22 protein-coding genes are annotated in these 23,686 nt (G+C 65.5%); 15 read left to right on the top strand and 7 right to left on the bottom strand.

Annotated features, from left to right (window positions below; all coding sequences use genetic code 11):
* The first annotated feature begins 89 nt into the window (after positions 1 to 89).
* From Q0982_RS08505 to Q0982_RS08475, 7 genes are all read left to right on the top strand, one after another.
* Positions 90 to 887, top strand: a complete 798-nt coding sequence (locus tag Q0982_RS08505) for a FadR/GntR family transcriptional regulator (protein ID WP_299394169.1) — start codon at positions 90 to 92, stop codon at positions 885 to 887.
* Between the two features lie 84 nt (positions 888 to 971).
* Entirely contained in the window at positions 972 to 1,763 is a 792-nt protein-coding gene (locus tag Q0982_RS08500) for an ATP-binding cassette domain-containing protein (RefSeq protein WP_299394166.1), read from the top strand.
* The gene (locus Q0982_RS08495) at positions 1,760 to 2,755 is read left to right on the top strand and encodes an ABC transporter permease (protein ID WP_299394163.1); all 996 of its coding nucleotides are present in this window, start codon (positions 1,760 to 1,762) and stop codon (positions 2,753 to 2,755) included. The genes Q0982_RS08500 and Q0982_RS08495 overlap by 4 nt, the downstream gene beginning before the upstream one ends.
* A gap of 142 nt (positions 2,756 to 2,897) precedes the next feature.
* Positions 2,898 to 3,959: a substrate-binding domain-containing protein gene (locus Q0982_RS08490; protein WP_299394161.1), complete on the top strand. Its 1,062-nt coding sequence runs from the start codon at positions 2,898 to 2,900 to the stop codon at positions 3,957 to 3,959.
* A gap of 162 nt (positions 3,960 to 4,121) precedes the next feature.
* The gene (locus Q0982_RS08485; RefSeq protein WP_299394158.1) at positions 4,122 to 5,201 is read left to right on the top strand and encodes an ankyrin repeat domain-containing protein; all 1,080 of its coding nucleotides are present in this window, start codon (positions 4,122 to 4,124) and stop codon (positions 5,199 to 5,201) included.
* A gap of 288 nt (positions 5,202 to 5,489) precedes the next feature.
* Complete coding sequence (locus Q0982_RS08480; protein WP_299394156.1) at positions 5,490 to 7,106, top strand: NAD(P)/FAD-dependent oxidoreductase; 1,617 nt, start codon at positions 5,490 to 5,492, stop codon at positions 7,104 to 7,106.
* A 111-nt stretch (positions 7,107 to 7,217) separates the two neighbouring features.
* Positions 7,218 to 8,093, top strand: coding sequence for an SMP-30/gluconolactonase/LRE family protein (locus Q0982_RS08475; protein WP_299394153.1), 876 nt, complete (start codon positions 7,218 to 7,220; stop codon positions 8,091 to 8,093).
* Between the two features lie 3 nt (positions 8,094 to 8,096).
* Here Q0982_RS08475 and Q0982_RS08470 read toward each other — a convergent pair whose 3' ends face one another.
* The 3 genes from Q0982_RS08470 to Q0982_RS08460 all read right to left on the bottom strand — a co-directional run bounded on the left by Q0982_RS08470 (position 8,097) and on the right by Q0982_RS08460 (position 10,967).
* Positions 8,097 to 9,077, bottom strand: coding sequence for an NAD(P)-dependent oxidoreductase (locus Q0982_RS08470; RefSeq protein WP_299394151.1), 981 nt, complete (start codon positions 9,075 to 9,077; stop codon positions 8,097 to 8,099).
* Positions 9,078 to 9,143: 66 nt separating this feature from the next.
* Positions 9,144 to 9,989, bottom strand: coding sequence for a fumarylacetoacetate hydrolase family protein (locus Q0982_RS08465; RefSeq protein ID WP_299394148.1), 846 nt, complete (start codon positions 9,987 to 9,989; stop codon positions 9,144 to 9,146).
* Between the two features lie 39 nt (positions 9,990 to 10,028).
* Positions 10,029 to 10,967, bottom strand: a complete 939-nt coding sequence (locus Q0982_RS08460; protein ID WP_299394146.1) for a 2-hydroxyacid dehydrogenase — start codon at positions 10,965 to 10,967, stop codon at positions 10,029 to 10,031.
* A gap of 338 nt (positions 10,968 to 11,305) precedes the next feature.
* On the opposite strand from Q0982_RS08460, the gene denD reads away from it, so the two are divergent.
* From denD to Q0982_RS08445, 3 genes are read left to right on the top strand one after another with little or no spacing between them, the layout of a single operon-like run.
* Complete coding sequence (gene denD / locus Q0982_RS08455; protein WP_299394144.1) at positions 11,306 to 12,286, top strand: D-erythronate dehydrogenase; 981 nt, start codon at positions 11,306 to 11,308, stop codon at positions 12,284 to 12,286.
* The gene (locus tag Q0982_RS08450) at positions 12,283 to 13,248 is read left to right on the top strand and encodes a 2-dehydro-3-deoxygalactonokinase (protein WP_299394142.1); all 966 of its coding nucleotides are present in this window, start codon (positions 12,283 to 12,285) and stop codon (positions 13,246 to 13,248) included. The genes denD and Q0982_RS08450 overlap by 4 nt, the downstream gene beginning before the upstream one ends.
* A complete protein-coding gene (locus tag Q0982_RS08445) occupies positions 13,245 to 13,883 on the top strand; it encodes a 2-dehydro-3-deoxy-6-phosphogalactonate aldolase (RefSeq protein WP_299394140.1) in 639 nt (212 codons plus the stop codon). Before Q0982_RS08450 ends, Q0982_RS08445 begins: the two co-directional genes overlap by 4 nt.
* 6 nt (positions 13,884 to 13,889) lie before the next feature.
* Here Q0982_RS08445 and Q0982_RS08440 read toward each other — a convergent pair whose 3' ends face one another.
* The gene (locus Q0982_RS08440) at positions 13,890 to 14,558 is read right to left on the bottom strand and encodes a ParA family protein (protein ID WP_299394137.1); all 669 of its coding nucleotides are present in this window, start codon (positions 14,556 to 14,558) and stop codon (positions 13,890 to 13,892) included.
* Positions 14,559 to 14,633: 75 nt separating this feature from the next.
* Positions 14,634 to 16,226, bottom strand: coding sequence for a CYTH and CHAD domain-containing protein (locus Q0982_RS08435; RefSeq protein ID WP_299394135.1), 1,593 nt, complete (start codon positions 16,224 to 16,226; stop codon positions 14,634 to 14,636).
* Between the two features lie 289 nt (positions 16,227 to 16,515).
* Between Q0982_RS08435 and Q0982_RS08430 the strand changes: the two genes are divergently transcribed.
* From Q0982_RS08430 to Q0982_RS08415, 4 genes are all read left to right on the top strand, one after another.
* Positions 16,516 to 17,025, top strand: a complete 510-nt coding sequence (locus Q0982_RS08430; protein ID WP_299394132.1) for a histidine phosphatase family protein — start codon at positions 16,516 to 16,518, stop codon at positions 17,023 to 17,025.
* A 129-nt stretch (positions 17,026 to 17,154) separates the two neighbouring features.
* Complete coding sequence (locus Q0982_RS08425; protein WP_299394210.1) at positions 17,155 to 18,921, top strand: IlvD/Edd family dehydratase; 1,767 nt, start codon at positions 17,155 to 17,157, stop codon at positions 18,919 to 18,921.
* Positions 18,922 to 18,968: 47 nt separating this feature from the next.
* Positions 18,969 to 19,709, top strand: coding sequence for an SDR family oxidoreductase (locus Q0982_RS08420; protein ID WP_299394130.1), 741 nt, complete (start codon positions 18,969 to 18,971; stop codon positions 19,707 to 19,709).
* A 27-nt stretch (positions 19,710 to 19,736) separates the two neighbouring features.
* Positions 19,737 to 20,405, top strand: coding sequence for a LysE family transporter (locus Q0982_RS08415; RefSeq protein WP_299394127.1), 669 nt, complete (start codon positions 19,737 to 19,739; stop codon positions 20,403 to 20,405).
* A gap of 30 nt (positions 20,406 to 20,435) precedes the next feature.
* On the opposite strand, the gene Q0982_RS08410 is transcribed toward Q0982_RS08415, so the two are convergent.
* Together Q0982_RS08410 and Q0982_RS08405 are read right to left on the bottom strand one after the other, a co-directional pair.
* Positions 20,436 to 21,335: a DMT family transporter gene (locus Q0982_RS08410; protein WP_299394125.1), complete on the bottom strand. Its 900-nt coding sequence runs from the start codon at positions 21,333 to 21,335 to the stop codon at positions 20,436 to 20,438.
* A 178-nt stretch (positions 21,336 to 21,513) separates the two neighbouring features.
* Positions 21,514 to 22,248, bottom strand: coding sequence for an SDR family NAD(P)-dependent oxidoreductase (locus Q0982_RS08405; protein WP_299394122.1), 735 nt, complete (start codon positions 22,246 to 22,248; stop codon positions 21,514 to 21,516).
* Between the two features lie 342 nt (positions 22,249 to 22,590).
* Here Q0982_RS08405 and Q0982_RS08400 point away from each other — a divergent pair, with 342 nt between their 5' ends.
* Entirely contained in the window at positions 22,591 to 23,658 is a 1,068-nt protein-coding gene (locus Q0982_RS08400) for an ABC transporter ATP-binding protein (RefSeq protein ID WP_299394120.1), read from the top strand.
* The last annotated feature ends 28 nt before the right edge of the window (positions 23,659 to 23,686 follow it).

The following is a 23,686-nucleotide window of genomic DNA, read 5'->3' as shown; positions in this document are numbered from 1 at the left end:
CTTGACCCGCGCCGCGGTTCCGCTAACCTATCAGCATATTGTATGAGGAATAAGCCGGTCGTCAGGTCGCCCGGATCCTCCCATCGGCGTTGCGACTGCGCCTCGTTGCGCCGCAAGGAAAAACAGTGTCAGGGACGCGACGCTCTAGCAAGACCTACTCGAAGCGCAGCCTGCATGGACTGGTCGCGCACGATCTGGGCGTGCGCATCATCAGCGGCGAGCTGCCCGCCGAGACGCTGCTGCCCAGCGAAGCCGATCTCAGTATTGCGCTCGACGTTTCCCGCACTGCGCTGCGCGAGGCGATCAAGGTGCTCGCCGCCAAGGGCTTGCTGGAGTCCAAGCCCAAGGTCGGCACGCGCGTCCGGGCGCGGGGCGAGTGGAACATGCTCGACCCGGATGTGCTGGCCTGGCATTTCGAGGCCGCACCCGTCGAAGACCTGGTCGAGAGCCTCTTCGAGATGCGCCAGATTATCGAACCCTCCGGCGCGGCCATGGCAGCACAGCGCCGCAGCAAAGCGGAGCTTGCAGCCATTCAGGAGGCGTTCGAGGCAATGGAGCAGGCGCCGAGCGGCAGCGATGCCGTCGTGGCGACCGATCTGAGGTTCCATCAGGCCATCCTCACCGCCTCCGGCAACCAGTTCATGGGGTCGCTGGGATCGTTGATTGAAACGGCGCTGGCCGTTTCCTTCCGGCTCTCCAGCTCGGCGCGACCCGACGCCCACGTCACCTCGCTACCGGGCCACAAGGCGGTGCTCCGGGCCATTGAGAAGCGCGACCCTGAAACCGCCCGGTCTGCGATGCGCAGGCTCTTGAAGAATGCCAAGGCGGATGTTCTGGCGGCGCTGAAGCTGCCGAAGAAGCGGGAGCCCGCCGCTTTTTACAACTAGCCGTCGCGCCATTGCGCAGAGCTGCTGCCCTGCGAGAGAGAAAGAGACGGGGACAAAGAGAGGGAGAAGGAGGGCGAAGGGAGCATGAGTGAGCCGGGGTACAGCGACGTTGTGCGTCTGGAGGGCGTGCAGATGCACTACGGGAATGTCCAGGCCCTCAGCGACATCGATTTTGCCGTCGGCCGTAACGAGATCGTTGGGTTGATCGGCGACAACGGGGCCGGCAAGTCGACCCTGATCAAGATCATGACCGGGGTCGAGCGCCCCAGCGCCGGCAACCTCTACATCCGCGACCAGAAGGTCGACTGGGAGACCTACTCCGTCGGCCGCGCCCACGAACTGCGCTTCGAGACCGTCTATCAGGAGAAGTCCCTCGGCGAGAAGCAGCCGCTGTGGCGCAACTTCTTCGTCGGCCGACAGATCACCAACCGCCTCGGCTTCATCAAGGTGAAAGAGCAGAAGCGGATCGCCAACGAGGTGCTGCTGAACGAGATTGGTTTTCGCGGTGTCGGGATCGACGCGGACAGCCCGGTCTCTCAGCTTTCCGGCGGTGAACGCCAGGGGGTTGCCATCGGCCGGGCCATGCATTTCGACGCCGACCTCATCGTGCTCGACGAGCCGACGGTGGCGCTTGCCATCAAGGAGGTGCGCAAGGTCCTGGACTTTGTGCGTCACATCAAGGATTCGGGCCGTGCCTGCGTCTACATCGAGCACAATCTGGCCCATGTCCACGAGCTGGCCGACCGCCTGGTCGTCCTGGACCGCGGCCGCATCGTGCGCGAGATCACAAGGGGTGAGATGTCGCTGTCCGATCTGACGGCGGCGCTGATCGATCTGCAGCATGGCCGCGATGGCGCCGGGGAGGGGCGGCCATGAAGCCGGAGGCACGGCGTCTGCCGCAGGTGGAAGGCCTGCCGATCATCGGCGTCTTTCTGGCCCTGGTGGGCCTCTTCATGATCCTGGCGCCCAACGTCTTCCTCGGCTACCGCATCTACACCTCCTTCCTGACCACCGTGCCGCCGGTCCTGGTGCTGGCGCTGGGCCTGACGCTGGTGATCGCGGCGGGGGAGATCGACCTTTCCTTTCCCTCGGTCATCGCCTTCTCGGGTTTCATCTTCGCCTATCTCTTCAAGACCTATGAGCTGACCTGGCTGGCCTTTCTGGCGGCGCTGGCCGGCGGGGCGCTGATCGGCCTGGTGAACGGCATCCTGGTTGCCGGGATCGGCGTGCCCTCGATCATCGCCACTCTCGCCATGCAGTTCTTCTGGGGCGGGATCACGACCGTGGTGTCGGGCGGGCTCTCCTATAACATCCGCACCATCCGCGATACCGCGGTCTGGGAGGTCTTCGTCGGGCGCATCGGCGCTCTGCCGGTGCAATCGCTCTGGGTCCTGGCGCTTGCCATCTTCCTCTGGTTCCTGCTGAACCGGCACCGCTTCGGCGAGCATCTGCTGTTCATCGGCGACAACGCCAAGGTGGCCCGGGTGGTCGGCATTTCCGTCAACCGGGAGCGCATCAAGCTCTTCACCCTGATGGGTGTGCTGGCCGCCTTTGCCGCCGTGCTGCTGACCCTTGAAAACCGGAACTTTTTCAACACGCAGGGGCAGGGCTATCTGCTGATCGCCCTGGCGGCGGTCTTCATCGGCGGCACCTCGATCTTCGGCGGGCAGGGCAGCATCGTCGGCTCCTTCTTCGGGGCTTTCATCATTGTCATGATCGAGGCCGGACTGGTGGCCAGCGGCATCCAGGGCTTCTGGGTGCGCGCCGTCGTCGGGCTCGTGTTTATCGGCGCGGTGATCTTTCACCTTCTGGTGGAAGACCCCGGCCGTCTGGCGGCCCTGCGCCGCCTCTTGCGGCGCGACGGCTGAGGTTGCCGTTGCGGTGCGTCTGTTGATGTTTTGCGGACTGCTCAAAGCCGGCCGGCAGTCCGCATGCCTGATCCCGGGCGCTTGGTCCCCGGTAAAGGCCGGACAGGAGACAACGATAATCAAAGAAATGGAGGAACGAGTGATGCAGTGGAACGCAGCGACGATGTCGAGCCAGCGCGGAGCAAGAGAGGGCATAACGAGACAGGGCGGCCGCACGCAGATCGGGTTTGCCCTGGGCCTCGCCTCTGTGATCGCCCTGGCCGCAGCGCCGGCACAGGCGCAGAGCACCGAGGGGATGCTGGGCGAGGGTATGGTGATGTACATGCAGATGGGCGGCAATGCCGGCGACGGCGCGACCCTGGCGCGAACCACCGGCGCCCGCGACGCCGCCAAGGCTTTCGGCCTGGAGTTGATCGAGCAGTACTCCGCCTGGCAGCCGGAGACCATGCTGAACCACTTCCGCGAGGGATTGGCGGCAAGCCCCACCTGCATCGGCATCATGGGGCATCCCGGCAGCGACGCTTTTGCGGATCTGGTCACGGAGGCGCGCTCGGCGGGGATCGTGGTGACCAGCGGCAACGCGCCTCTCACCGAACTCTATAAGGAACATCAGGCCGGCGGTTTCGGCTATGCGGGCGTCGACCTTTACACCGGCGGCTACATCACCGGCCAGTCGATGGTGGCTCAGGGCCTCGGCTCCGGCGACAAGGCCCTGGTCTACGGCCTGCTGTCGGAGGCCGAGCGGGGCCAGAGTACATTGGGCCTCAAAACGGCGCTGGAAGAGGCCGGGCTCTCGGTCGACTATCTGGAGATCTCGCCGGAGGTGAACTCGGACTCCTCGCTTGTCGTGCCGATTCTCGCCGCCTATCTGGCCAACAATCCGGACGTGAAGGCGATCGGCACCCAGCACGGCGGCGTTACCGCGTTCATTCCGAAGGCGCTGGAGGATGCCGGCAAGCAGCCGGGTGATGTCGTGGTCGGCGGCATTGATCTCGCGCCCGCGACCATCGACGGCCTGGAGGACGGCTGGATCTCGACGGTCCTGGATCAGCAGCTCTACCTGCAGGGTTTCCTGCCGGTGACCCAGTGCGTGCTCTCGGCCAGGTACGGCTTCACCGGGCTCTTCACCAACACCGGGTCCGGCACGGTTACGCCGCAGACCATCGGTGCGCTGATTCCCCTGATCGAGAAAGGCATCCGCTAGACACAGTCCGGCCTGGGTAGGAAAGGGCGGCCCGGCATCCGCCGGGCCGCCTCTACGCTTGGGCCTTGAATCTCTCTCTGTATCGCGCCAAGGTTGAAGAGCAAGGGGCTTGCCTTGAGTCTTTGGAGAAGCTTCTGCCGTGAAACCAGGACCATAGACTACATGCTTCGTTCTCTAGTACTCGCATTTGGCCTCTCTGCCGCCGCCCTCTCTTTGGCATCGTGCAAGTCAGCCCAGGTCGCGAACTGCACGACCCTGTGTCGCGCGCAGTTTTGGGAAGATGCGACTCTCCAGACCGTGAAGGCCGAGCTTGAAAACGGGGCTTCGGCGGTCGCATCCAATGACTTTGGTGAAACACCGCTCCATGATGCTGTCTATCACACCGACAGCCTTTCCATCGTAGAATACCTTTTGGATCACGGCGCGAACCCGAATGCGCAAAACATTCTTGGTGCCACACCGGTCTTTACGGCTGCTACGTCGAATCCGAACCCTGCTGTCCTGAGATTGCTCATCGACAGAGGTGGTGAGGTTCAAAGGCCCATCAAGGGCAACATCAGGCCCATCCATCTTGCTGCCAAAGCAAATGAGAACCCTCAGATCATCTCCGTTCTTGCGGAGGCTGGGGCGAATCTCGAATCGAGGGTTGAAAATGGGTGGACTCCGCTTTTCTTTGCGGTCACGGAGTCTTCCAACCCAGAAGTGGCGAAGCGCCTCCTGGATCTGGGTGCATCATTGACTGCGCAGGACGATGAGTACGGTACACCGCTCCACGCTGCCGCAGGCGGTACACTGGCACCGGAAATGGTGGCCTTGCTGATCCAGTACGGTGCTGATGTCCACGCCGCTGACGACCTTGGGTCGACGCCAATGCACTGGGTCTATCTGCGCGGGGTAGTCGACGAAGTGATGCGCGAGCATGGCTACGACATCGGCTCCGACGAGGAGACCGACGAAGAAAGGCGGCTGAACATGGAGGCCGCCAAAAGCATAATTCCGATGCTGAAAGCAGCAGGGGCGAAGATCAATGCCAGGAACGATAACGGCGAAACGCCGTTGCATTGGGCCGTTACCTTCAGCGCAAACTCCCAGTTGATTGAGGCAATGCTCGACAACGGGGCCGACCCGACAATCAGGGATGGAGAGGGCCGCAACGCTGCCGAACTGTTGATTCAGCACTGGCCAAACTTCCGGAGCAGTAACGTCTATCAGCGCATGTCGGACGCGGCCGCCGGCGGTTGACCGAAGCGTTCAGACACCCTGTCATCCTTTCGGAGTAGCCCGGGGTTTCCGTCTTTTCCGCTTCGGGCTTCTGCTATTGCTTGGTCCGAACCTCGATTGCGGCTTAGACTTGGCCGCGCGAGAGCCGTGACGTCGTTGCGGCTCTTGCGGAGCGGCGCCGGGGGGTTCGCCAATCTGTTGTGATCCATGTCTGTCCGCAGGGAGCGCGGGCAGGGGTTCCCTGCAGGTATGCGGTTTCACCAGGCAGGCGCCGCCGGGCGGCGGCGCGCGCACGTCAGGGGGCGAATCATGCCGACGCCAGCTTCAAGCACCTCATCATCCGCCAGCGCGCTCTACGACTGCATCGTCCTCGGTGCCGGAATCAGCGGCGTGACCGCGGCCCGCGACCTGCAGGTCGCGGGCCTGAAGGTCCTGCTTCTGGAAGGGGCCAGCCGCATCGGCGGGCGCATGTATTCGCGCCGCGATATCGTGAAGAAAAGCGGCAAGCCGGTACCCGTCGAAGGCGGTGCGGAGTACATCCACATCGCCGAGCAGGACCGCTACCTCGAGTTCTGGCGGGAGGTGCGCAAACACGGCTTCACCACCTCGCCCTTCCACAAATGCGGCATGGGCTTTCTGAAGATCCCGCGCAACCGCATGTTCTTCAGCCCCTGGCAGCGCACCAAGATGCTGGCCGAGGTGATCATCCAGCCGGAATTCTGGTCGATGCCCGATGCCTTGCAGAAGATCCAGGAGTTCGACGCCGCCACCAAGGCCGACATGACGACGGCGACTTTCATCAAGCGCTACGCCGAGAAGAACGATCTCTCCAAGCGCGCGCTGGCACTGCTGGAATACACGCTGTCCGCCCACACGCCGGGGCCGCTGAACGAGATCTCCATCGCCGGGCTCAAGACCGATGCAATCATCGATCAGTTGATGGAGCGCAAGGAATTGCGCATGGAGCACGACGCGGTGAAACCCTTCGGGCTCTGTGGCTTCGATACCCTACCGGCGAAGATCGCCGAGGAGTTTCGCAAGGCCGGCGGCAAGATAGAAAAGAGCCGGGCCGGGTCCACGGGACGCAAGGTCGTTAAGGTCGAGCGCCGGGCCGACGGAACGGTTGCGGTCACCACCGCCGGTGGCGCGGTCTTCCGCGGCCGCAGCGCGGTCTGCACCTTTTCCGCCGGCATGCTGAACCCGGACAGCGGCGAAGGCGATGCGATCTTCGGCCCGCTGCTGACGCCCCGCAAGTGCGAGGCGCTGGGGCTGGTGCGCATGGGCGCCATCACCAAGTTCAGCCTGGAGTTCAAGGAGCGCGTGTGGGTTGACGACGGTGGCGAATCATCGGGTCACATGTCGGTGCTGAGCAACCCGCAAGGCAAGGCGCGAACCTTCTTTTCCTCCTTCCCGAAGGAACATCACGGCCCGCATGTGCTGACGGGCCTGCTGATGAACCAGGACCATGACCAGATCGCCGGCATGGACGACGAAGCGGCCATCGCCCATGTCTTCGAGGCGATCGGGCGAATCTATGGGCGCAATCGCCGCTGGACCCAAAAGGCGGTGCTGGTGGGCAAGACCGACCGCAACGGCACCTTCCGTCCGAACTATCTGCGTCAGGACTGGTCGAAGGATCCCTTCGCAAAGGGCGGCAACTCATATCTTGCCTTTGCGCCGCGCCGCCAGGGCCGGATGCTGGCCAAGGAAGCGCGCGAGGCGCTGAAGGATCCGCGCGATACGCTGCCGCTGTTCTGGGCCGGGGAGGCGGTGGCACCGGCTTACGACCGCCATTATCAGCCTCTCGCGGTGCATGGCGCCTACATCACCGGACGCCGTGTTGCGGAAGACATCCTGCATTTCCTCAACGATGCTGGTGGCGACCCGGCGAAGTTCGGGCGCTACTACGCACAACGCTATCTCTGAGGCCATCCCGCTTCTGCGCAACCCTGCTATAGGCATTTGTTTGTTTTGATCCTTCGCAGATGTCTCTAAGGTAGCCGCTGGCAAGAGGGACAGCCGTGACGGAGAAACGGGATGTCGGAGGTGAAGTGCCTTTGGCCTGCGGGCGCGGCGCTGGGCGAAGGCCCGCTGTGGTCGCCTGGAGAAGGCGCGCTCTACTGGGTGGACATCAAGTCTCCCGCGCTGCACCGCTACCGGCTCGCAGACGGCGATACCACGTCCTGGGTGATGCCGGAGCGCATCGGCTGGGTGATTGAGCGCGACAACGGCGAAGGTCTGGTTGCGGGCTTCAAGGACCGCGGGTTCGTCTTTCTGACCCCAGGCACCATGGCGGTCGAGGTGATCGGCCAACCGGAACCGGACTATCCCGATAACCGCTTCAACGACGCCAAGGCCGACGCCCAGGGGCGGATCTGGGCCGGTACCATGGACGACAATGAGCGCGAGGCCAGCGGCTGCCTTTACAGGCTCGATCCCGACCTGGACTGGCACCGCGTCGACAAAGGCTATGTGGTCAGCAACGGCCCGGCGCTCAGCCCCGACGAAAGCGTGATGTATCACACCGACACCGTCGAGGGCACGATCTATTCCTTTGATCTCTCGTCCGACGGACGGCTGAACGGCAAACGCGTCTTCGCCAAGATCCCGGAAGGCGACGGCTACCCGGACGGCATGACCTGCGATGCGGATGGCGGGCTCTGGGTCGCGCACTGGGGCGGCTGGCGTATCAGCCGTTTCCGCCCGAACGGCGAACTGGACCGGGTGATCGAGATGCCGGTCGGCCAGGTCACGAGCTGCGCCTTCGGCGGCGACAACCTTGACCGCCTTTTCGTGACCTCGGCCTCTGTTGGCCTCAGTGACCAGGAACTGGAGGACCAGCCGCTTGCCGGGGCTCTCTTCGAGATCGACCCCGGCGTTACCGGCTTGGCGCCCGGCCGCTTCGGCGGCTAGGTCCTACTTCTTCCCCGCTTTCTTGGCCTTCTTCGCGGCCTTTTTTGCTTTGCCCGCTTTCGCTTTAGCCGCCTTCGGCTTTGCGCCGAGGGAGATGCCGTTGAAGTCCGCGATAACGTCGGCCAGCATGGGCATGTGCCAGTCGCCGCGGCCCATCGCCAGCGCCATGGTGTAGCTCTGCTGCACGGAGGAGGCGACCACGGTGGTCAGCTTTTCCGCATTGGCCAACTGGTTGTAGTAGCGGATGTCCTTGTCGCAGTTCGCCAGGGTGAACTCATGCGCCTTGGGATCGCGGCCGATGACCCACTTGCTGAGGTTCTGGAAGAATCCGCTGTTGAGCCCGCCGGCGGTGATGACGTCGTAGAACTTGTCCAGCGGCACGCCGGTTTTCTTGGCCGTGGTGTAGGCCTCGGCGAAGATCGCCGAGTAGCTCATGGCGACGAAGTTGTTGATCAGCTTGATCTTGTGGCCCGAACCGATGGGCCCGACGTGGATGATGTTCTCCGCCCAGGTCTCGATGATCGGCAGGACCTCTTTCAGGGTCTTGTCGTCTGAACCAACGAAAGTGTTCAGCAGCCCCTGCTCGGCTTCCTTGGGGGAGCGGCCGAGAGGCGCGTCGATCAGGCGCACGCCGAGCGGCTTCAGCTCTTCGGCCAGGGCGATCGTGGAGTTGGGGTCGGCGGTCGAACAGTCGACGATGATCAGGCCCTTGTGGGCACCCGCCTTGATACCGTCAGCGCGGTGGATCAGGTCTTCCACCTGAACCGATGAGGTGACGCAGAGAAAGATCACATCACAGTCGCGCGCCATTGCGGCCGGGCTCTTGGCCTCCTTGGCGCCGCGCTTGACCAGGTCCTTCACCGGCTTCTTGTTGCGGTGGCCCATCACCTCCAGGGGATAGCCCTTTTCGACGATGTTCTTCGCCATGCCGTGGCCCATCAGCCCGACACCGATGAAGCCGACTCTCTGCTTCGCTGCGCTCATTTACCTCGGTCCTTCCAATTGCGCCCTGGCCCGCTCGCAGGCAGGCGACAGAGGCGCCAAGCGTTCTCAGTTGCTGGCGACGACGTGCTGACGCTGCTCGCCCAGACCATCGATGCCCAGGGTCATGACGTCGCCGGGCTTCAGGTAGGTGGGTGGGTTCTGGCCCATGCCGACGCCGGGCGGCGTGCCTGTGGTGATGATGTTGCCGCTCTGCAGCGACATGAAACGGCTGACATAGCTGACCAGATGGGCAACCGGAAAGACCATGGTCTTGGTGCTGCCGTCCTGATAGCGGTGGCCGTTGACCTCCAGCCAGATCGGCAGGTTCTGCGGGTCCGGCACTTCGTCTGACGTCACCAGCCAGGGGCCGACGGGACCGAAGGTATCGGCGCTCTTGCCCTTGACCCATTGACCGGTGCCTTCAAGCTGAAAGGCCCGTTCGGAAACGTCGTTGACCACGCAGTAGCCGGCGACATGGGACAGGGCCTCGGCCTCTTCGATATTGTGCCCGGGCGTTCCGATCACCACACCCAGTTCGACCTCCCAGTCGGTCTTCTCCGATCCGCCGGGAATGACCACGTTGTCGTTGGGCCCGCAGATGCAGGAGGTGGCCTTCATGAAGATCACCGGCTCGCGCGGCACGTCGACGCCGGATTCCTTGGCGTGGTCAGCGTAGTTCAGGCCTATGGCCACGAACTTCCCGACCTCGCCGACACAGGGCCCGATGCGTGGGGTGCCTTCGATTTCCGGCAGGCTTTCCAGATCCAGTCCCCTCAGGGCGTCCAGATTCTCGGGAAGCAGCGCCGCGCCGGCCAGATCGCCGATCTGGCCCGACAGGTCGCGCAGAACCCCTTTGCGGTCGACGGCTGCCGGCTTTTCCCGTCCGGGCGCTCCATAGCGCAGCAACTTCATGGCATGTCTCCTTATGCTCTTCTGTTCTTCTGGACCGGCCTACTGGACCGGAGTCAGGACCGGCTGGCCGGCAAAGTGCGCCCGCAGGTTCTGAACGACAAGATCGCCCATGGCATGACGCGTTTCGACAGTGGCGCTGGCCGCGTGCGGTTGCAAGACCACCTGATCCATCGTCAGAAGCGCGTCGGGCACCTTGGGCTCTTCGGCGAAGACGTCCAGACCGGCGCCGCCGAGCCGCCCGTCCTGCAGGGCCGCGACCAGTTCCGGTTCGTCGACCACCGACCCGCGGGCGACGTTGATCAGAACACCCTCAGGCCCCAGGGCGTCGATCACGGGCCGGTTCACGATATTGTGCGTCGCCTCGCCACCCGGGCAGATCGCCACCAGGTAATCGCTGTCTTTTGCCATGGCAACCAGGTCGTCGTAGTAGCGGTATGGCACGTCGTTCTGCCGGCTGCGGCCATGATAGCCGATGTCCATGCCGAAGACCGAAGCTTTGGTTGCGATGTCCTTGCCGATGCGCCCCAGGCCGAGAATCCCCAGGCGCTTGCCGCGAATGCTTCTGGTCAGGGGCATGTTTGCTTCCAGCCAGCGGCCGTCGCGCACGTAGCGGTCGCCGGCGCAGATCCGCCGGGAGGTCGCCAGCAGCAGGGCGATCGCCATGTTGGCGACGTCGTCGTTCAGCACGTCCGGCGTGTTTGTGACAATCACGTTGCGCTTTGCCGCGTGGGGCAGGTCGATGGAGTCGACGCCGACGCCGTAGCAGCCGATGATCTCCAGCTTCGGCAGGGCATCCATCAGTGCGGCAGAAGCTCCGAGATGTCCGTTCGTGCCGATGGCCCGCACGGTGCTGCCGGCCTGGGCCAGCAGGGCGTCGCGGTCTTCCGCCTCCCAAAGACGATGGACCGTGAAGTCCTCGTCCAGGGCTTCCATGACATGCGGCATCATTGGGCCGACTAGTAAAAGCTCCGGCTTCACTCTCTGTCTCTCCGTGATACGAGGGCGCCCTCGGAGCCTCAGGACCGCAAGGCCGCAAGGCAAAGGGCGCCGGGACATAGGGGCATTGGTAAGGTGCGCTAGGGCGGATCTGGAGGTTGCGTGGCTGGCCCTCTGGCGGGGGCGTCCAAGATCAATAGCAAACCTCCGGCCCAGCGCCAAGGCGACAGCGAAGGGGTGCTGTATCCCCCGGACCGGATCTCCATAACCAGATCCCCATATGCAGATGCCACGTTGCGCAGCCAGCGCCGCATGGCCACAATCAGCGCCCGAAAGCACATAGGGGCGGAAAAGCACCCAGAAGCGGGGAGGAACGTGGCGTGAAAGTTGTCATTACCGGCGGAGCAGGCTTCATCGGCCTGCGGTTGGCGCAAGCATTGTTGCAGCGCGGTAGCCTGACTGCACCAGACGGTGCGGCAGCGGACATCGACTCCCTGCTGCTGTTCGATGTCGCGACACCGCCGGAGCGCCCGGAATGGGCCGACGAGCGGGTGGTCTTCCAGAGCGGCGACATCTCCGACGCGGCCACGGTTGCCGGCCTCATCGATCGCGACGACATCTCCGTCTTTCATCTGGCCTCGGTGGTCAGCGGCGGCGGTGAAAAGGACTTTGATCTTGCCCTGCGCGTCAACCTGTACGGCGGCCTGAACGTGTTCGAGGCCCTGCGCGCCCGCGACGGCCTGCCGCGCCTGGTTTTCGCCAGTTCGATCGCGGTCTTCGGCGGCGCGGGCATGCCCACGGTCGTCGGCGACAGCGTGAAGCAGACGCCGCAAACGACCTATGGCATGACCAAGTCGGTCTGCGAACTGCTGGTCAACGACTATACCCGCAAGGGTTTCTTCGATGGGCGTTCCGCCCGCCTGCCGACGGTGATCGTGCGGCCCGGCAAACCCAACCAGGCGGCTTCCAGCTTCGTGTCCGGCCTGTTCCGCGAGCCCTTGAACGGGGAGCTTTGCAAGATCCCGGTGGCGGCGGAGACCGTCATGCCGGTGCTCAGCTACCGCTCCATTGTCGAGGGCTTCATCGCCCTGCACGAGGCCGACGCCACGGCTCTGGGGGATGACCGCGCGTTCAGCCTGCCGAGTTTTACGGTCACCGTTGCGGAAATGATCGAGTCCCTGAAGCGTGTGGCCGCGGATAGGACGCTGGGCGAGATCGTTTTCGAACCGGACCCCTTCATCGAGCAGATCGTAGCCGGCTGGCCGAAAGATGCTTCCCATGAGCGCGCAACGGCCCTCGGCCTCCCCAAGGACGCGAGCCTCGATGCCATCGTCGCAGCTTACATCGAGGACTATCTGTGACCGCACCGCGCCCCGTCATTGCGGTTGACTGGGGCACATCATCGTTTCGCGCCTATGTCCTGGGTCCCGATGGAGCGATTCGGGACCGCCGTGCCTCGGATTCCGGCATTCTGCGGGTTCCCGGTGGGGATTTCGCAGCCGCCTTCCGGCAGCAGGTCGGCGACTGGCTGGACGAACGGCCCGGCGCTCTGGTCGTCATGAGCGGCATGATCGGCAGCCGGCAGGGCTGGGTCGAGGTGCCTTACTGCCCCTGTCCCTGCGATCTTTCCATGCTGGCCGGTGGGCTGAAACGTCTGGACTGGTCGGATGCGCAGCGCTGGCCGGGGGTCGAGGTCTGGATCGTGCCGGGGCTCAGCGCCGAAACCGTCCCCGGTCTGCCCGATGTCATGCGGGGCGAGGAGATTCAGATTCTCGGGGCGATGTCCGACCTCTCAGCCGAGGGTTCAGGCAAGCGGGCGGTGATCTGCCTGCCCGGCACCCACAGCAAGTGGGCGAGCGTCGCCGGCGGGGCGGTGACGGGCTTTGCCACCTACATGACCGGCGAGGTCTATGACCTTCTGCAGAGGCACTCCATCCTTGGGCGGCTGATGACCGCGGAACCGGCGGCGGCGGACGCCTGGTTCGAGCAGGGGGTCGCGCTGGGGGCGGAGGGTGCCTTGCTCCGGGTGCTGTTTTCGGCGCGCAGCCGCGTGCTCAGCGGCGCCCTTCCGGAAGGCGCCGTGCGCAGCTATCTCTCCGGCCTCCTGATCGGCCATGAGGTTTCGGCGGCGCTGCGCGATCTCGAAGGCCCGCCGCCCCAGGTCGCCCTGCTCGGCACGCCGGCGCTGGAGGCGCTTTACGAGGTTGCCCTCCGCAACCTCGGGTGCGATGTAAGGCGTCTCGATGCCGAGGTGGCGGCCAAGGGCCTGTTTCAGGTGGCCCGCAGGCTGTTTGACGGCGACACCATCGCGAGGATGCGATGACGGATCTCAGGTCCTGGATGGACAGAATGCCGCTGGTGGCCATCCTGCGCGGCGTCAAGCCGGAGGAGGTTGTCGCCATCGGCCGGGCCCTGCTGGCTGAGGGGATCGGCATCATCGAGGTGCCGCTGAACTCCCCCAGACCCCTGGACAGCATCGCCGCCTTGGCCGAAGCCTGCGGCGGCGAAGCCCTCGTCGGAGCGGGGACGGTGCTGGATCCCGCCGACGTCGAAGCGGTTGCCGGGGCGGGCGGACGCCTGATCGTTACCCCCAATGCAGGCCTAGCCGTTGTCAGGGCGGCCAAGGATCGGGGTCTTTATGCCGTGCCCGGCTTTGCCACGCCCACCGAAGGGCTTGCCGTGATCGAGGCCGGCGCCGACGCAGTGAAGCTGTTTCCGGCAGAGGCCAATCCGCCGCCGGTGGTGAAGGCCATGCGGGCGGTGTTCCCGCCCGATCTTCCGGTCCTGGCGGTCGGCTCCATCACGCCGGAGAAGATCCCGGGGTACTGGGCGGCGGGGGCCAGGGGCTTCGGACTGGGCGGCAGCCTCTACCGGCCCGGTGACGATGCCGCCGCAGTGACGGCCCGCGTGCCTGCCTTTCGCGAGGCGGTGGCCGCAGCCAAGGCTGCCGAAGCTTAAAGAAACCTAGAGAGAAATCTCACCGCCGACGGCGATCTTGCCGATCTGCGGATCGCAGTTCTCGATGTAGCGCAACAGGGGCGCCCAGTCCTCCTGCAATTCCTCGTTCCTTTGGCCTGAGAGGTCAAAGATGCTGAGGCCCTGGCCGGCGATTTCGGTGTAGACCGTCCGGTGCCGCAGGCGGCCCACCCCGACATGGCCGACGCCGAGCATGAAACTGTCCAGTTGCGCGGCGGAGCGGGTCCCGAGCTGCACCCGGTTGCGCACCACCGCGACCGCGGTCTTGCTCTTGCGGATCGGCTTCAGGGACTCCAGCCTCTTCAGGAAATCCCCCGTCGCTTCGACATCGAAGCCCGACGGCAGAACCGGGACCACCACCACATCGGCGATGCGCAGCAGGTCGTCGATCTTGCCCATTTTCATGGCCGCCGGCGAGTCGATCACCAGCCGGTCGACGGCTTTCGGCATCTTGCCGGGGCCGTCGCGCCAGTCGAGCGGGGTGATCGCTCCGACGTCGTCAGGACGTCTCTTGACCCAGCCGAGGGAACTGCCCTGCTTGTCGGCATCGGCCAGGGCCGTGCGCAGCCCGGCATTGGCGAAGACGGCGGCGAGGTGGGTGGCGACCGTGGTCTTGCCACAGCCGCCCTTTGTATTGGCGACGAGAACCGTGATCATGCGGCCAAGCCTACCCCAAGTCCCCCCCTGCGCTCGACCGATTTCCGCGGCCCGGGACCCTGTTGGCCGGTTTTCCTAGCGAGGCGCCTCGTGCCAGAAGGGTCTGGTCTTGGCAAAGGCCTTCCAGGTCGCACGCATTTCCGGTTCGAACTGCGTGACGCCATGGGCATACCAGCCGATCACCTTGCCCGCGGCCTGCTCCAGGCCCGCCGGGCGCCGACGACCCGCTTGCGGCTTGGTGAGGTCGGCCAGCAGGGTCTCGGCCACGGCCACGTCGTTCAGGTGACCGAGGCTTTCCTGCAGGCTGCGCATTGCCTTGATGTAGGGTGCGGCCTTCTTCTGCGGGTAGAGATCCCGAAAGAACTCGGTGGTGTAGCGCAGCTTCTTCATGCCGATACGCACGCGGTGGCGCTGCTCGATCGAAAGGTGGGCAAAGCGGCGCCCCAGTTTCAGGGTCTTGCGGTGCCGCTTGCTCAGCAGCTTGTCGGCCAGGGTGATCAGCGGCTGGTCGAGCCAGACCGCCTGGGCCGGCGTCAGGTCGGCGCAGTGCCAGGCCCGATCCTCCAGCCAGCCGCCCAGTTGCAGGATGAAGCGCGTGTATCGCGGGTCGCTGAGGGCGTGGCGCACCTGGGCGTAGGCCTCTGCACGGCGTTCGGTCACGGCCTTGCGGAGGACCGCCAGGTCCTTGTCGCCCTCCCGATTCAACTCCAGCGGCGCCAGCAGGTCGGCCAGGAAGACGTCCCAGTCGCGGGCCGGACCCAGCGCGCCGAGGATCCAGCGCGCGTCTTCGTTCAGGCGGCTGCGATGCTCGGGCGGCAGCAGTTCGGAGAACACCGAGAGGGCCGAGCGGAAGCGCCTGAGGCCCACACGCAGCTGGTGCACGCCTTCGGGGTCGCTGCCCTCCAGGGCGGCAGCCTCGTTTGCCGTCCAGTGGAGGAGACAGGACTCGAAGATGGCCGCCAGGGCATCGTCGGCCTTCATGTCGGCCTTCAGGGCCAGCGGCTTGGCGCGGTGCCAGGCCGGCCGGCGCCCGGTCGCCAGCGCGTACCCGCGCGTCGATTTGCTCCGGGTTTCCAATTGGGTCGGCGCAATGTCCTGCAGAGAGAGCGCCAGGTCAAAGAGCGCGCGCGGGGAGCCCTCCACCAGTTCCAGCTCGATCTCGGCGAGCGGCTGGACCGTCCCGGCCGCCTCGATCTGGCCGCGGTCGAAAGCGGCCTCGATGACCTTGAGGCGCCCCAGGGAGTCCGTGCCGTTCACCTTCTGCACTTCGCGGTGCACACGGGTGGTGAATACCGGGCGCAGTTCGCCGGGCAGGATCAACCCCAGGGCGGCGCGGATGTTCGGATCGTCGACGATATCGGGCTGCGGTTCGAGGGACGGGACCGGTCCCTCCCACTCGCTGCGGCTGAACAGCCCGGCGGCCTCGGCATCGCCGCTCTTGACAGTCTGGATGAAGCGCTCGCCGTCCCGGCGAATGCGGAACGCCAGTCCGCGCTTGCGCAGGCGCAGGTCGGCGGTGTCGTAGTAGACGTTCTCCAGGTTCTTGGTCTTGGGCGCCGTTTCCTGACCGCCGCAGAGCTGGGGGGCCTGCCAGAGCCGCTCCAGGACCGAAGGCTCGGCTGTCAGTTTCAGTTCGATTTCCGTTCCGGTGGAAGGTTCACCCGCCATCGATAGTGTCCGTACTCCTGGTGTTTCGGCACGCTTGGTGATTGCATCGGCGCAAAGCGTCCGCCGCGGCATTCTGCCGTTCTTGCTTCCAAAGTCAGTTTATCGTGTTATGGACGCCAGCCCGCACTTTATTCGCCTGCCTCAACCGTTTCCATGCACGGAAGAGGCGACGGTTTCAGTTTTGTTAAACTATACCTTCGCGGAAAGTCGTCCATGCCCGCAAGGGAAAAGGTTCGGCTTCCGCGTTCTTCCCGCCGATCCCATAATCAATTGATTAGGAATCTTCCGGATGCCCCATCTGCTGCTGCTGCGCCACGCGAAATCCAGCTGGGTTGATCCCTCCTTGGCGGACTTCGATCGTCCTCTGGCCCCGCGCGGCGAAAGGGCTGCCCGGGAGATGGGGAAGTGGATCGGCAAGCGCAAGTGGCGTCCGACGCTGGTGCTGTGTTCCACGGCGGTCCGTGCGGTCCAGACCCTGGACCTGGTTCTGGCGGAACTGCCGAAAGCACCGGAGGTGCGCCTTTACAAGTCGCTCTACCTGGCCCCGCCGAGCCGCATGCTGCGCCTGCTGGCCGGTCAGCCCCCCGAAGCGGGCAGCATCATGATCGTGGCGCACAACCCGGGCATGGAAAACCTCGCGATGCAGCTTGCGGCCGGCGACAGCGCGCAGGCCGTACGGTCCATGGCCGAGAAGTATCCGACAGCGGCGCTGGCGCATTTCAGGCTGCCATCCTGGTCGCAGGCGGCGCGCGGCGGCGCCGTGCTGAAGGACTTCGTGCGGCCGCGAGACCTGGGATAGCTCTGCGGGCGGGCTGGTGGCGGGGGGCGGCAGCGCTGTTCGGGGTGCCGTGTTTCCAAAGGCCGGAACATGCTCTAGCCTGCCGGAAAGAAGCAAACAGGAGGAATACGGCCCGTGAAGATCGCAGAAATGGATCGGCGTCTGCGCAGCCAAAGCTGGTTCAACAACCAGGAAAATCCCAGCATGACGGCGCTCTACCTGGAGCGCTACCTGAACTATGGTCTGACGAAAGACGAGTTGATGGGCGGCAAGCCGATCATCGGTATTGCCCAGACCGGCAGCGATCTTTCCCCCTGCAACCGCATCCATGTAGATCTGGCGCGGCGGATGCGCGACGGCATCCGCGATGCCGGCGGGGTGGCCTTCGAGTTTCCGGTCCATCCGATCCAGGAGAGCGGGCGCCGTCCGACGGCGGCGCTCGACCGCAATCTGGCCTATCTCGGGCTGGTGGAGATCCTCCACGGCTACCCCATCGACGGCGTCATCCTGACCACCGGCTGCGATAAGACGACACCGGCCTGCCTGATGGCCGCGGCGACGGTCGACATGCCGGCGATCGCCCTCAACGGCGGACCGATGCTGAACGGCTGGTGGAACGGCAGGCGTGTCGGCTCCGGCACCATCGTCTGGGAGGCGCGCAAACGCCACGCGGCCGGCGAGATCGGCTACGAGGAGTTCATCGCCATCGTTGCCGCCTCGGCGCCCAGCGCCGGCCACTGCAACACCATGGGGACGGCCTCCTCCATGAACTCCCTGGCCGAGGCGCTGGGCATGATGCTGCCCGGCTCTGCGGCCATCCCGGCGCCCTACCGCGAGCGCGGGCAGATGGCCTACGACACCGGCAGGCGCATCGTCGAGATGGTCTGGGAGGAACTGACCCCTTCCAAAATCATGACCCGCGAGGCCTTCGAAAACGCCATCGTGGTCAACTCGGCGATCGGCGGTTCGACCAACTGTCCGCCGCACATCACCGCCATCGCCCGCCACATGGGCGTGGAACTGGAGATCGAGGACTGGCAGAGCCTGGGCCACGACATCCCGCTGCTGGTGAACATGCAGCCGGCGGGAGAGTATCTGGGGGAGGACTACTTCCGCGCCGGCGGCGTTCCCGCCGTCATCGGGGAGCTGATCCGCGCCGGCAAGATCAAGACCGACGCCATGACCGTCTCCGGCGAGACCATCGGCGACATGCACAGCGACATCGTGGCCAGCGACCGCGCGGTGATCCGCTCCTACGACGAACCTTTGATGGAAGACGCCGGCTTCGTGGTTCTCTCGGGCAACCTCTTCGACGCCGCGATCATGAAGACCTCGGTGATCAGCGAAGACTTCCGCCGGCGCTATCTCTCCACGCCCGGTGCGGAGAACAGCTTCGAAGGCCGGGCCATCGTTTTCGAGGGGCCGGAGGACTATCACGAAAGGATCAACGATCCCGCGCTGGAGATCGATGAGACCTGCCTGCTCTTCGTGCGCGGCGCCGGGCCCATCGGCTATCCGGGTTCGGCCGAGGTGGTGAACATGCAGCCGCCCGACGCCCTCATCAAGGCGGGCATTTCCGAGCTTCCGACCATCGGCGACGGACGGCAGAGCGGCACCTCCGGCAGCCCCTCGATCCTCAACGCCTCGCCGGAATCGGCTGCGAAGTCGGGGCTGGCGATCATCCAGACCGGCGACCGGGTGCGCGTCGATCTCAACACCCGAAGCGTCGACCTGCTGATCAGCGCTGAGGAGATGGACGCGCGCTGGGCGGCCTACGAGCCGCCGGCCTTGAAGCACCAGACGCCCTGGCAGGAAATCTACCGGGGCATGGTCGGGCAGCTTGCCACAGGCGGCTGCCTGGAACCGGCGGTGCACTACCACCAGGTGGTCAAGGACCTGCCGCGGGACTCTCACTAGGGCGCACGGCTGCCGGAAGAAGAGATCGCGAAGAGGGGGACGGAAGAATGGGCGAGCGCCTGGCGGGCAAGACCGCGCTGGTCACCGCGGCGGCACAGGGCATCGGGCGGGCGACAGCGCTCGCCTTTGCCGCCGAGGGGGCCCAGGTCCTGGCAACCGACATCAACGTCGACAGCCTGGAGGAACTCGGCGGTACGCCGGGCATCATGACCCGGCGGCTGGACGTCACCGATGCCCAGGCGGTGCACAGCCTTGCCGCGGAACTGCCGCCGCTCAACGTGCTCTGCAATGTGGCCGGCTTCGTGCACAACGGGACCATCCTGGACTGCCCGGAGGAAGATTGGGACTTTTCCTTCGACCTCAACGTCAAGTCCATGTACCGCATGATCTCGGCCTTCCTGCCGGCGATGCTGGATGCCGGCGGCGGCTCCATCGTCAACATGGCTTCGGTGGCCTCGTCCCTGCGTGGCCTGCCCAACCGCTGCGTCTACGGGGCCAGCAAGGCTGCGGTCATCGGCCTCACCAAGTCGGTGGCGGCGGACTTCATCAAGCAGGGGCTGCGCTGCAACTGCATCTGCCCCGGCACCATCGAATCGCCCTCTCTGGACGACCGCATTGCCGCCTTCGACGACCCGGTCGAGGCGCGCAAGGCCTTCATCGCCCGCCAGCCCATCGGCCGGTTGGGCACGGCAGACGAAATCGCCGCCATGGCGGTCTATCTGGCCAGCGACGAGTCGGCCTACACCACCGGCACGGCGATGGTGGTCGACGGCGGCGTGACGCTATGAAGCAACGCGAGAGGGGAGCCCCGCAGCATGCCTGAAGTGACCGCCTTCATGAGCGGCTGGTTTGGCGGCCATCTGGCCGTCGCCGTCTTCATCGGCGGTGTCTGGACCGTGACGGTGCTGAGCCCGGGACCCAACCTGCTGGCAACCCTCCACGCAACCGCCCGCGGCGGTGCGCGGGCCGGTGTGACGACGGCGGCCGGCATCGGGCTGGGCACGGCGATCTGGTCGGGGCTCAGCCTGGCGGGACTGGCGGTGCTCTTCGAAACCGTGACCTGGGCCTACACGGCGGTGAAGCTGGCGGGTGCGGCCTACCTCATCGTCATCGGCCTGAAGCTGCTGTTGCAGCGCAACGCCGGTGCCGCCCCCCTCCATCCGGCGCAAGCCGCGCCGGTGCCGGGTGGCCTGCGTCGGGCCTTCTTCTTTGGGCTGGCCGCCGACCTCGCCAACCCCAAGGCTGCCGCCTTCTTCGCCTCGCTGTTCGCGGTCTCCGTGCCCGCCGGGGCGCCCCTGGCCTTTCAGGCCGGCATCTGCGCGCTGGTCGTGGTGATCGCCGCCGGCTGGTACGCCCTGGCGGCGCTGATCTTTGCACGGCCCCGAGTCGCGGCGGCCTATGCCCGGGCGCGGCGCTGGATCGAACGGGTGACCGGCGCGCTCTTTATCGCTGCCGGCTTGCGGCTTGCAACCGACCGGTCCTGAGCGCTTTGTGCAGTCGGGGTCGGGCGGCAATCAGGATCGGGCGGCAGCCTTCACCTTGCGTTCGCGGTAGAGCAGGTAGAGGCCGCTCATCAGCACGACGCCGGCGCCTGTGACCGTCCAGACATCCGGCAGGTCGCCGAAGACCAGGAAGCCCAGCAGCACCATGGGCGCGATCTGGGTGTAATTGAAGGGCGCCAGGATCGGCGCCGGCGCCATGCGGTGGGCGAGGATCAGCAGCCAGTGGCCGAAGCCGCCCAGCGCACCCAGCAGCGCCATCAGCAGCACGCCGGTCAGATCCGGCGCCTGCCAGGTGAAAGGCACCAGCGGCGTGATCGCCAGGGTGCCGACCAGCGCCGTATAGAACTGCGTGGTCGCCGCCGGATCGACCCCGGCCAGTTTGCGGGTGGTGATCTGGTAGAGGGCGGCGCCAAGGGCGGTCAGCAGCGACAGACCGGCGGCCCAGTGCATCAAGCCGAGGCCGGGACGCACAACAACCAGCACGCCCAGGAACCCGATCAGGATTGCGGTCCAGCGCCGCGGTCCGATCCGCTCCCCCAGCAAGGGCACGGAGAGCAGGGCGACGATCAGCGGCGTCGAGAAGAAGATCGCCGAGGTCTCGGCGAGCTGAAGGTACTGCAGAGCGACGAAGTTGGTGCAGGTGGTCGCGAAGAGGAGCAGGGAGCGCAGCACCTGGGTGCCGAGCCGCTGGCTGCGCAGCAGAGCGGCGCCGTTGCGCGGCCAGAGGATCACCAGGGCGAGTACGCAGTGGCCGGTGTAGCGGGCCCAGACGACCTGCTCCGGCGGATAGAACTGCACGAGGTACTTGGCCGTGGTGTCGAGCGCGGCGAAGGTGGTGAAGGCCGCGATCATCAAGGCAATGCCCTGCAGCGGTGCGTGCACCACTGGCTGGATCTGGAGATCTCGGGGCATCTGCATGGGTGTCGGGCCTCGGCCTCGCGGGTTCGCGCCGGTTCCGGCAGCGCTGCAAGACGCCCAGAGCGGCAGCGAATGCTAGCGGGCGCCTTCCTGCATCAGTAGCGCCATCTCTGCAGGCCGCCCATGCGTAAACGCAGGGCTGAGCCGGACCTTCCCAAGCGACCGCGCTCCGTCAGTAAGTAGCGCGCCCGCCGGAGACGTCGAAGACCGCGCCGGTGCTGAAGGAAGCCTCGGGCGAGGCGAGCCAGGCGATCAGGGCAGCGACCTCCTCGACCTGCCCGAAACGTCCCATGGGGATCTTCGAGAGCATGTAGTCGATATGCTCCTGGCTCATCTGCTTGAAGATATCGGTCTCGACCGCGGCAGGGGTGACGCAGTTGACCGTCACGCCGCTGCCCGCCGTCTCCTTGCCCAGCGACTTGGTGAGGCCGATGACCCCGGCCTTGGCGCTGCTGTAGGCGGGGGCGTTCGGGTTGCCTTCCTTGCCGGCGATGGAGGCGACGTTGACCACCCGCCCGTAGCCGCGCTCCAGCATGCCCGGAACCAGGGCGCGGCAGCACAGAAAGGGGGCCGTGAGATCGACGTCGATCACACGCCGCCAGTCTGCGGGGCTGTACTCCCAGGTCTTCAGATTGGGGCCGGTGATGCCGGCATTGTTCACCAGGATATCGGCCGGGCCCAGGGCCTCCGCCGTCTCAGCGGCCGCGGCGGCCACAGCCTCTTCGTCGGTGATATCGAGGACGCAGGCCACGGAGTTCGCCTCCGTGAGGCTCGCCCTGGCGTCCTCCAGGGCGGCCGCGTCCCGGTCCCAGAGCGCCACCCTGGCGCCCTCCGCCGCAAGGCGCCGGGCGACCGCCAATCCAATGCCGCGGGCCCCGCCGGTGATCACCGCAACCTGTCCTTCCATACCGCTCGCTCCCCCAATACTGCTCGCTCCGCCCATGTTGCCCGCTCCCATGCCCAGGTCCTTCTTATCCCACGCCTTTTGCCGGTCGACCTGTGCGACCATAGCCGCCGTCGCCCGCGGTCCGAAAGGGCCGCCGCCGCAGCGGCCGGCCCCTCACACACGGGTTCCGGGGCGCTGCACTCTGCGCAAAGGCGCTGCCACAAGTGCCGGTTTCGCGTGGAAGGCGTGCTCTTTGACGCCAGGGCTGAAAATAATGGACGCAGTTACGTATACAATATATGGTCGGCGTTAATAACGGAAACAAAGCCAGGGGCCCTGAGCCCTTTGGAATGGGGAGGCACGATGGCTGACGTCGAGATTTGCGACGTTCGCAAGTCCTTTGGCGCCACTGAGGTGCTTCACGGGGTCGATATCTCGATCCCGGACGAGTCGTTCACGGTCCTGGTCGGGCCCTCGGGCTGCGGCAAGTCCACCCTGCTGCGTATGATTGCGGGTCTCGAGAAGGTGACCTCGGGCGAGATCGTGATCCGCGGGCAGGTGGTGAACGAGGTGCCGCCCAAGCAGCGCGACATCGCCATGGTGTTTCAAAACTACGCGCTCTATCCGCATATGAAGGTCTTCGACAACATGGCCTTCTCGCTGAAGCTGGCGAAGGTCGATGCGAAGCAGATCGAAGAGGCCGTGCACCGCGCCGCAGGCATTCTGAACCTGGAGGACTATCTGGAGCGCTTTCCGCGCCAGCTCTCCGGCGGTCAGCGCCAGCGTGTCGCCATGGGCCGCGCGATCGTGCGGGATCCGCAGGTCTTTCTCTTCGACGAACCGCTCTCCAACCTCGATGCCAAGCTGCGGGTGCAGATGCGCACCGAGATCCGCGAGCTGCACCAGCGCCTCAGGACCACGACGATCTACGTCACCCACGACCAGATCGAGGCGATGACCATGGCCGATCAGATCGTGGTCATGCATGACGGGATCGTCGAGCAGATCGGGGCGCCCCTGGACCTCTACGACAACCCGGCCAACGTCTTTGTTGCCGGCTTCATCGGTTCGCCGGCGATGAACTTTTTGCCGGGCTCGGTGGAGCGTGGGGGACGTGCGCAGGTCACCATGAGCAACGGCACGACGTTGCCGCTGGCCGAGGAGGCCGCGGCCGGCGAAGGGCAGCCGGTGGTCTACGGCGTCCGGCCCGAACACCTGGACCTGGTGTCCGAGAGCGACGGTTTTGCGGCCGAAGTCGTGGTGGTCGAACCCATGGGCTCTGAAACCCAGGTTCTGGCGCGCCTTGACGGGCGCGAGATCATCGCCGCCTTCCGCGAACGCCACGAATTCCATCCGGGTCAGCGCATCCACCTGCGTCCCAACCTGGCGAAGGTGCATCTCTTTCATCAGGACTCCGGGCAGAGACTCTAGAGGCAGAGGCTTAGAGACAGAGAGCAGC

The organism is Pelagibius sp., from assembly GCF_028281305.1.
Taxonomy (GTDB): Bacteria; Pseudomonadota; Alphaproteobacteria; order Kiloniellales; family Kiloniellaceae; genus Pelagibius.
The sequence above is the reverse complement of the archived record's forward strand: the minus strand, read 5'-3'. Positions and strand labels throughout refer to the sequence as shown.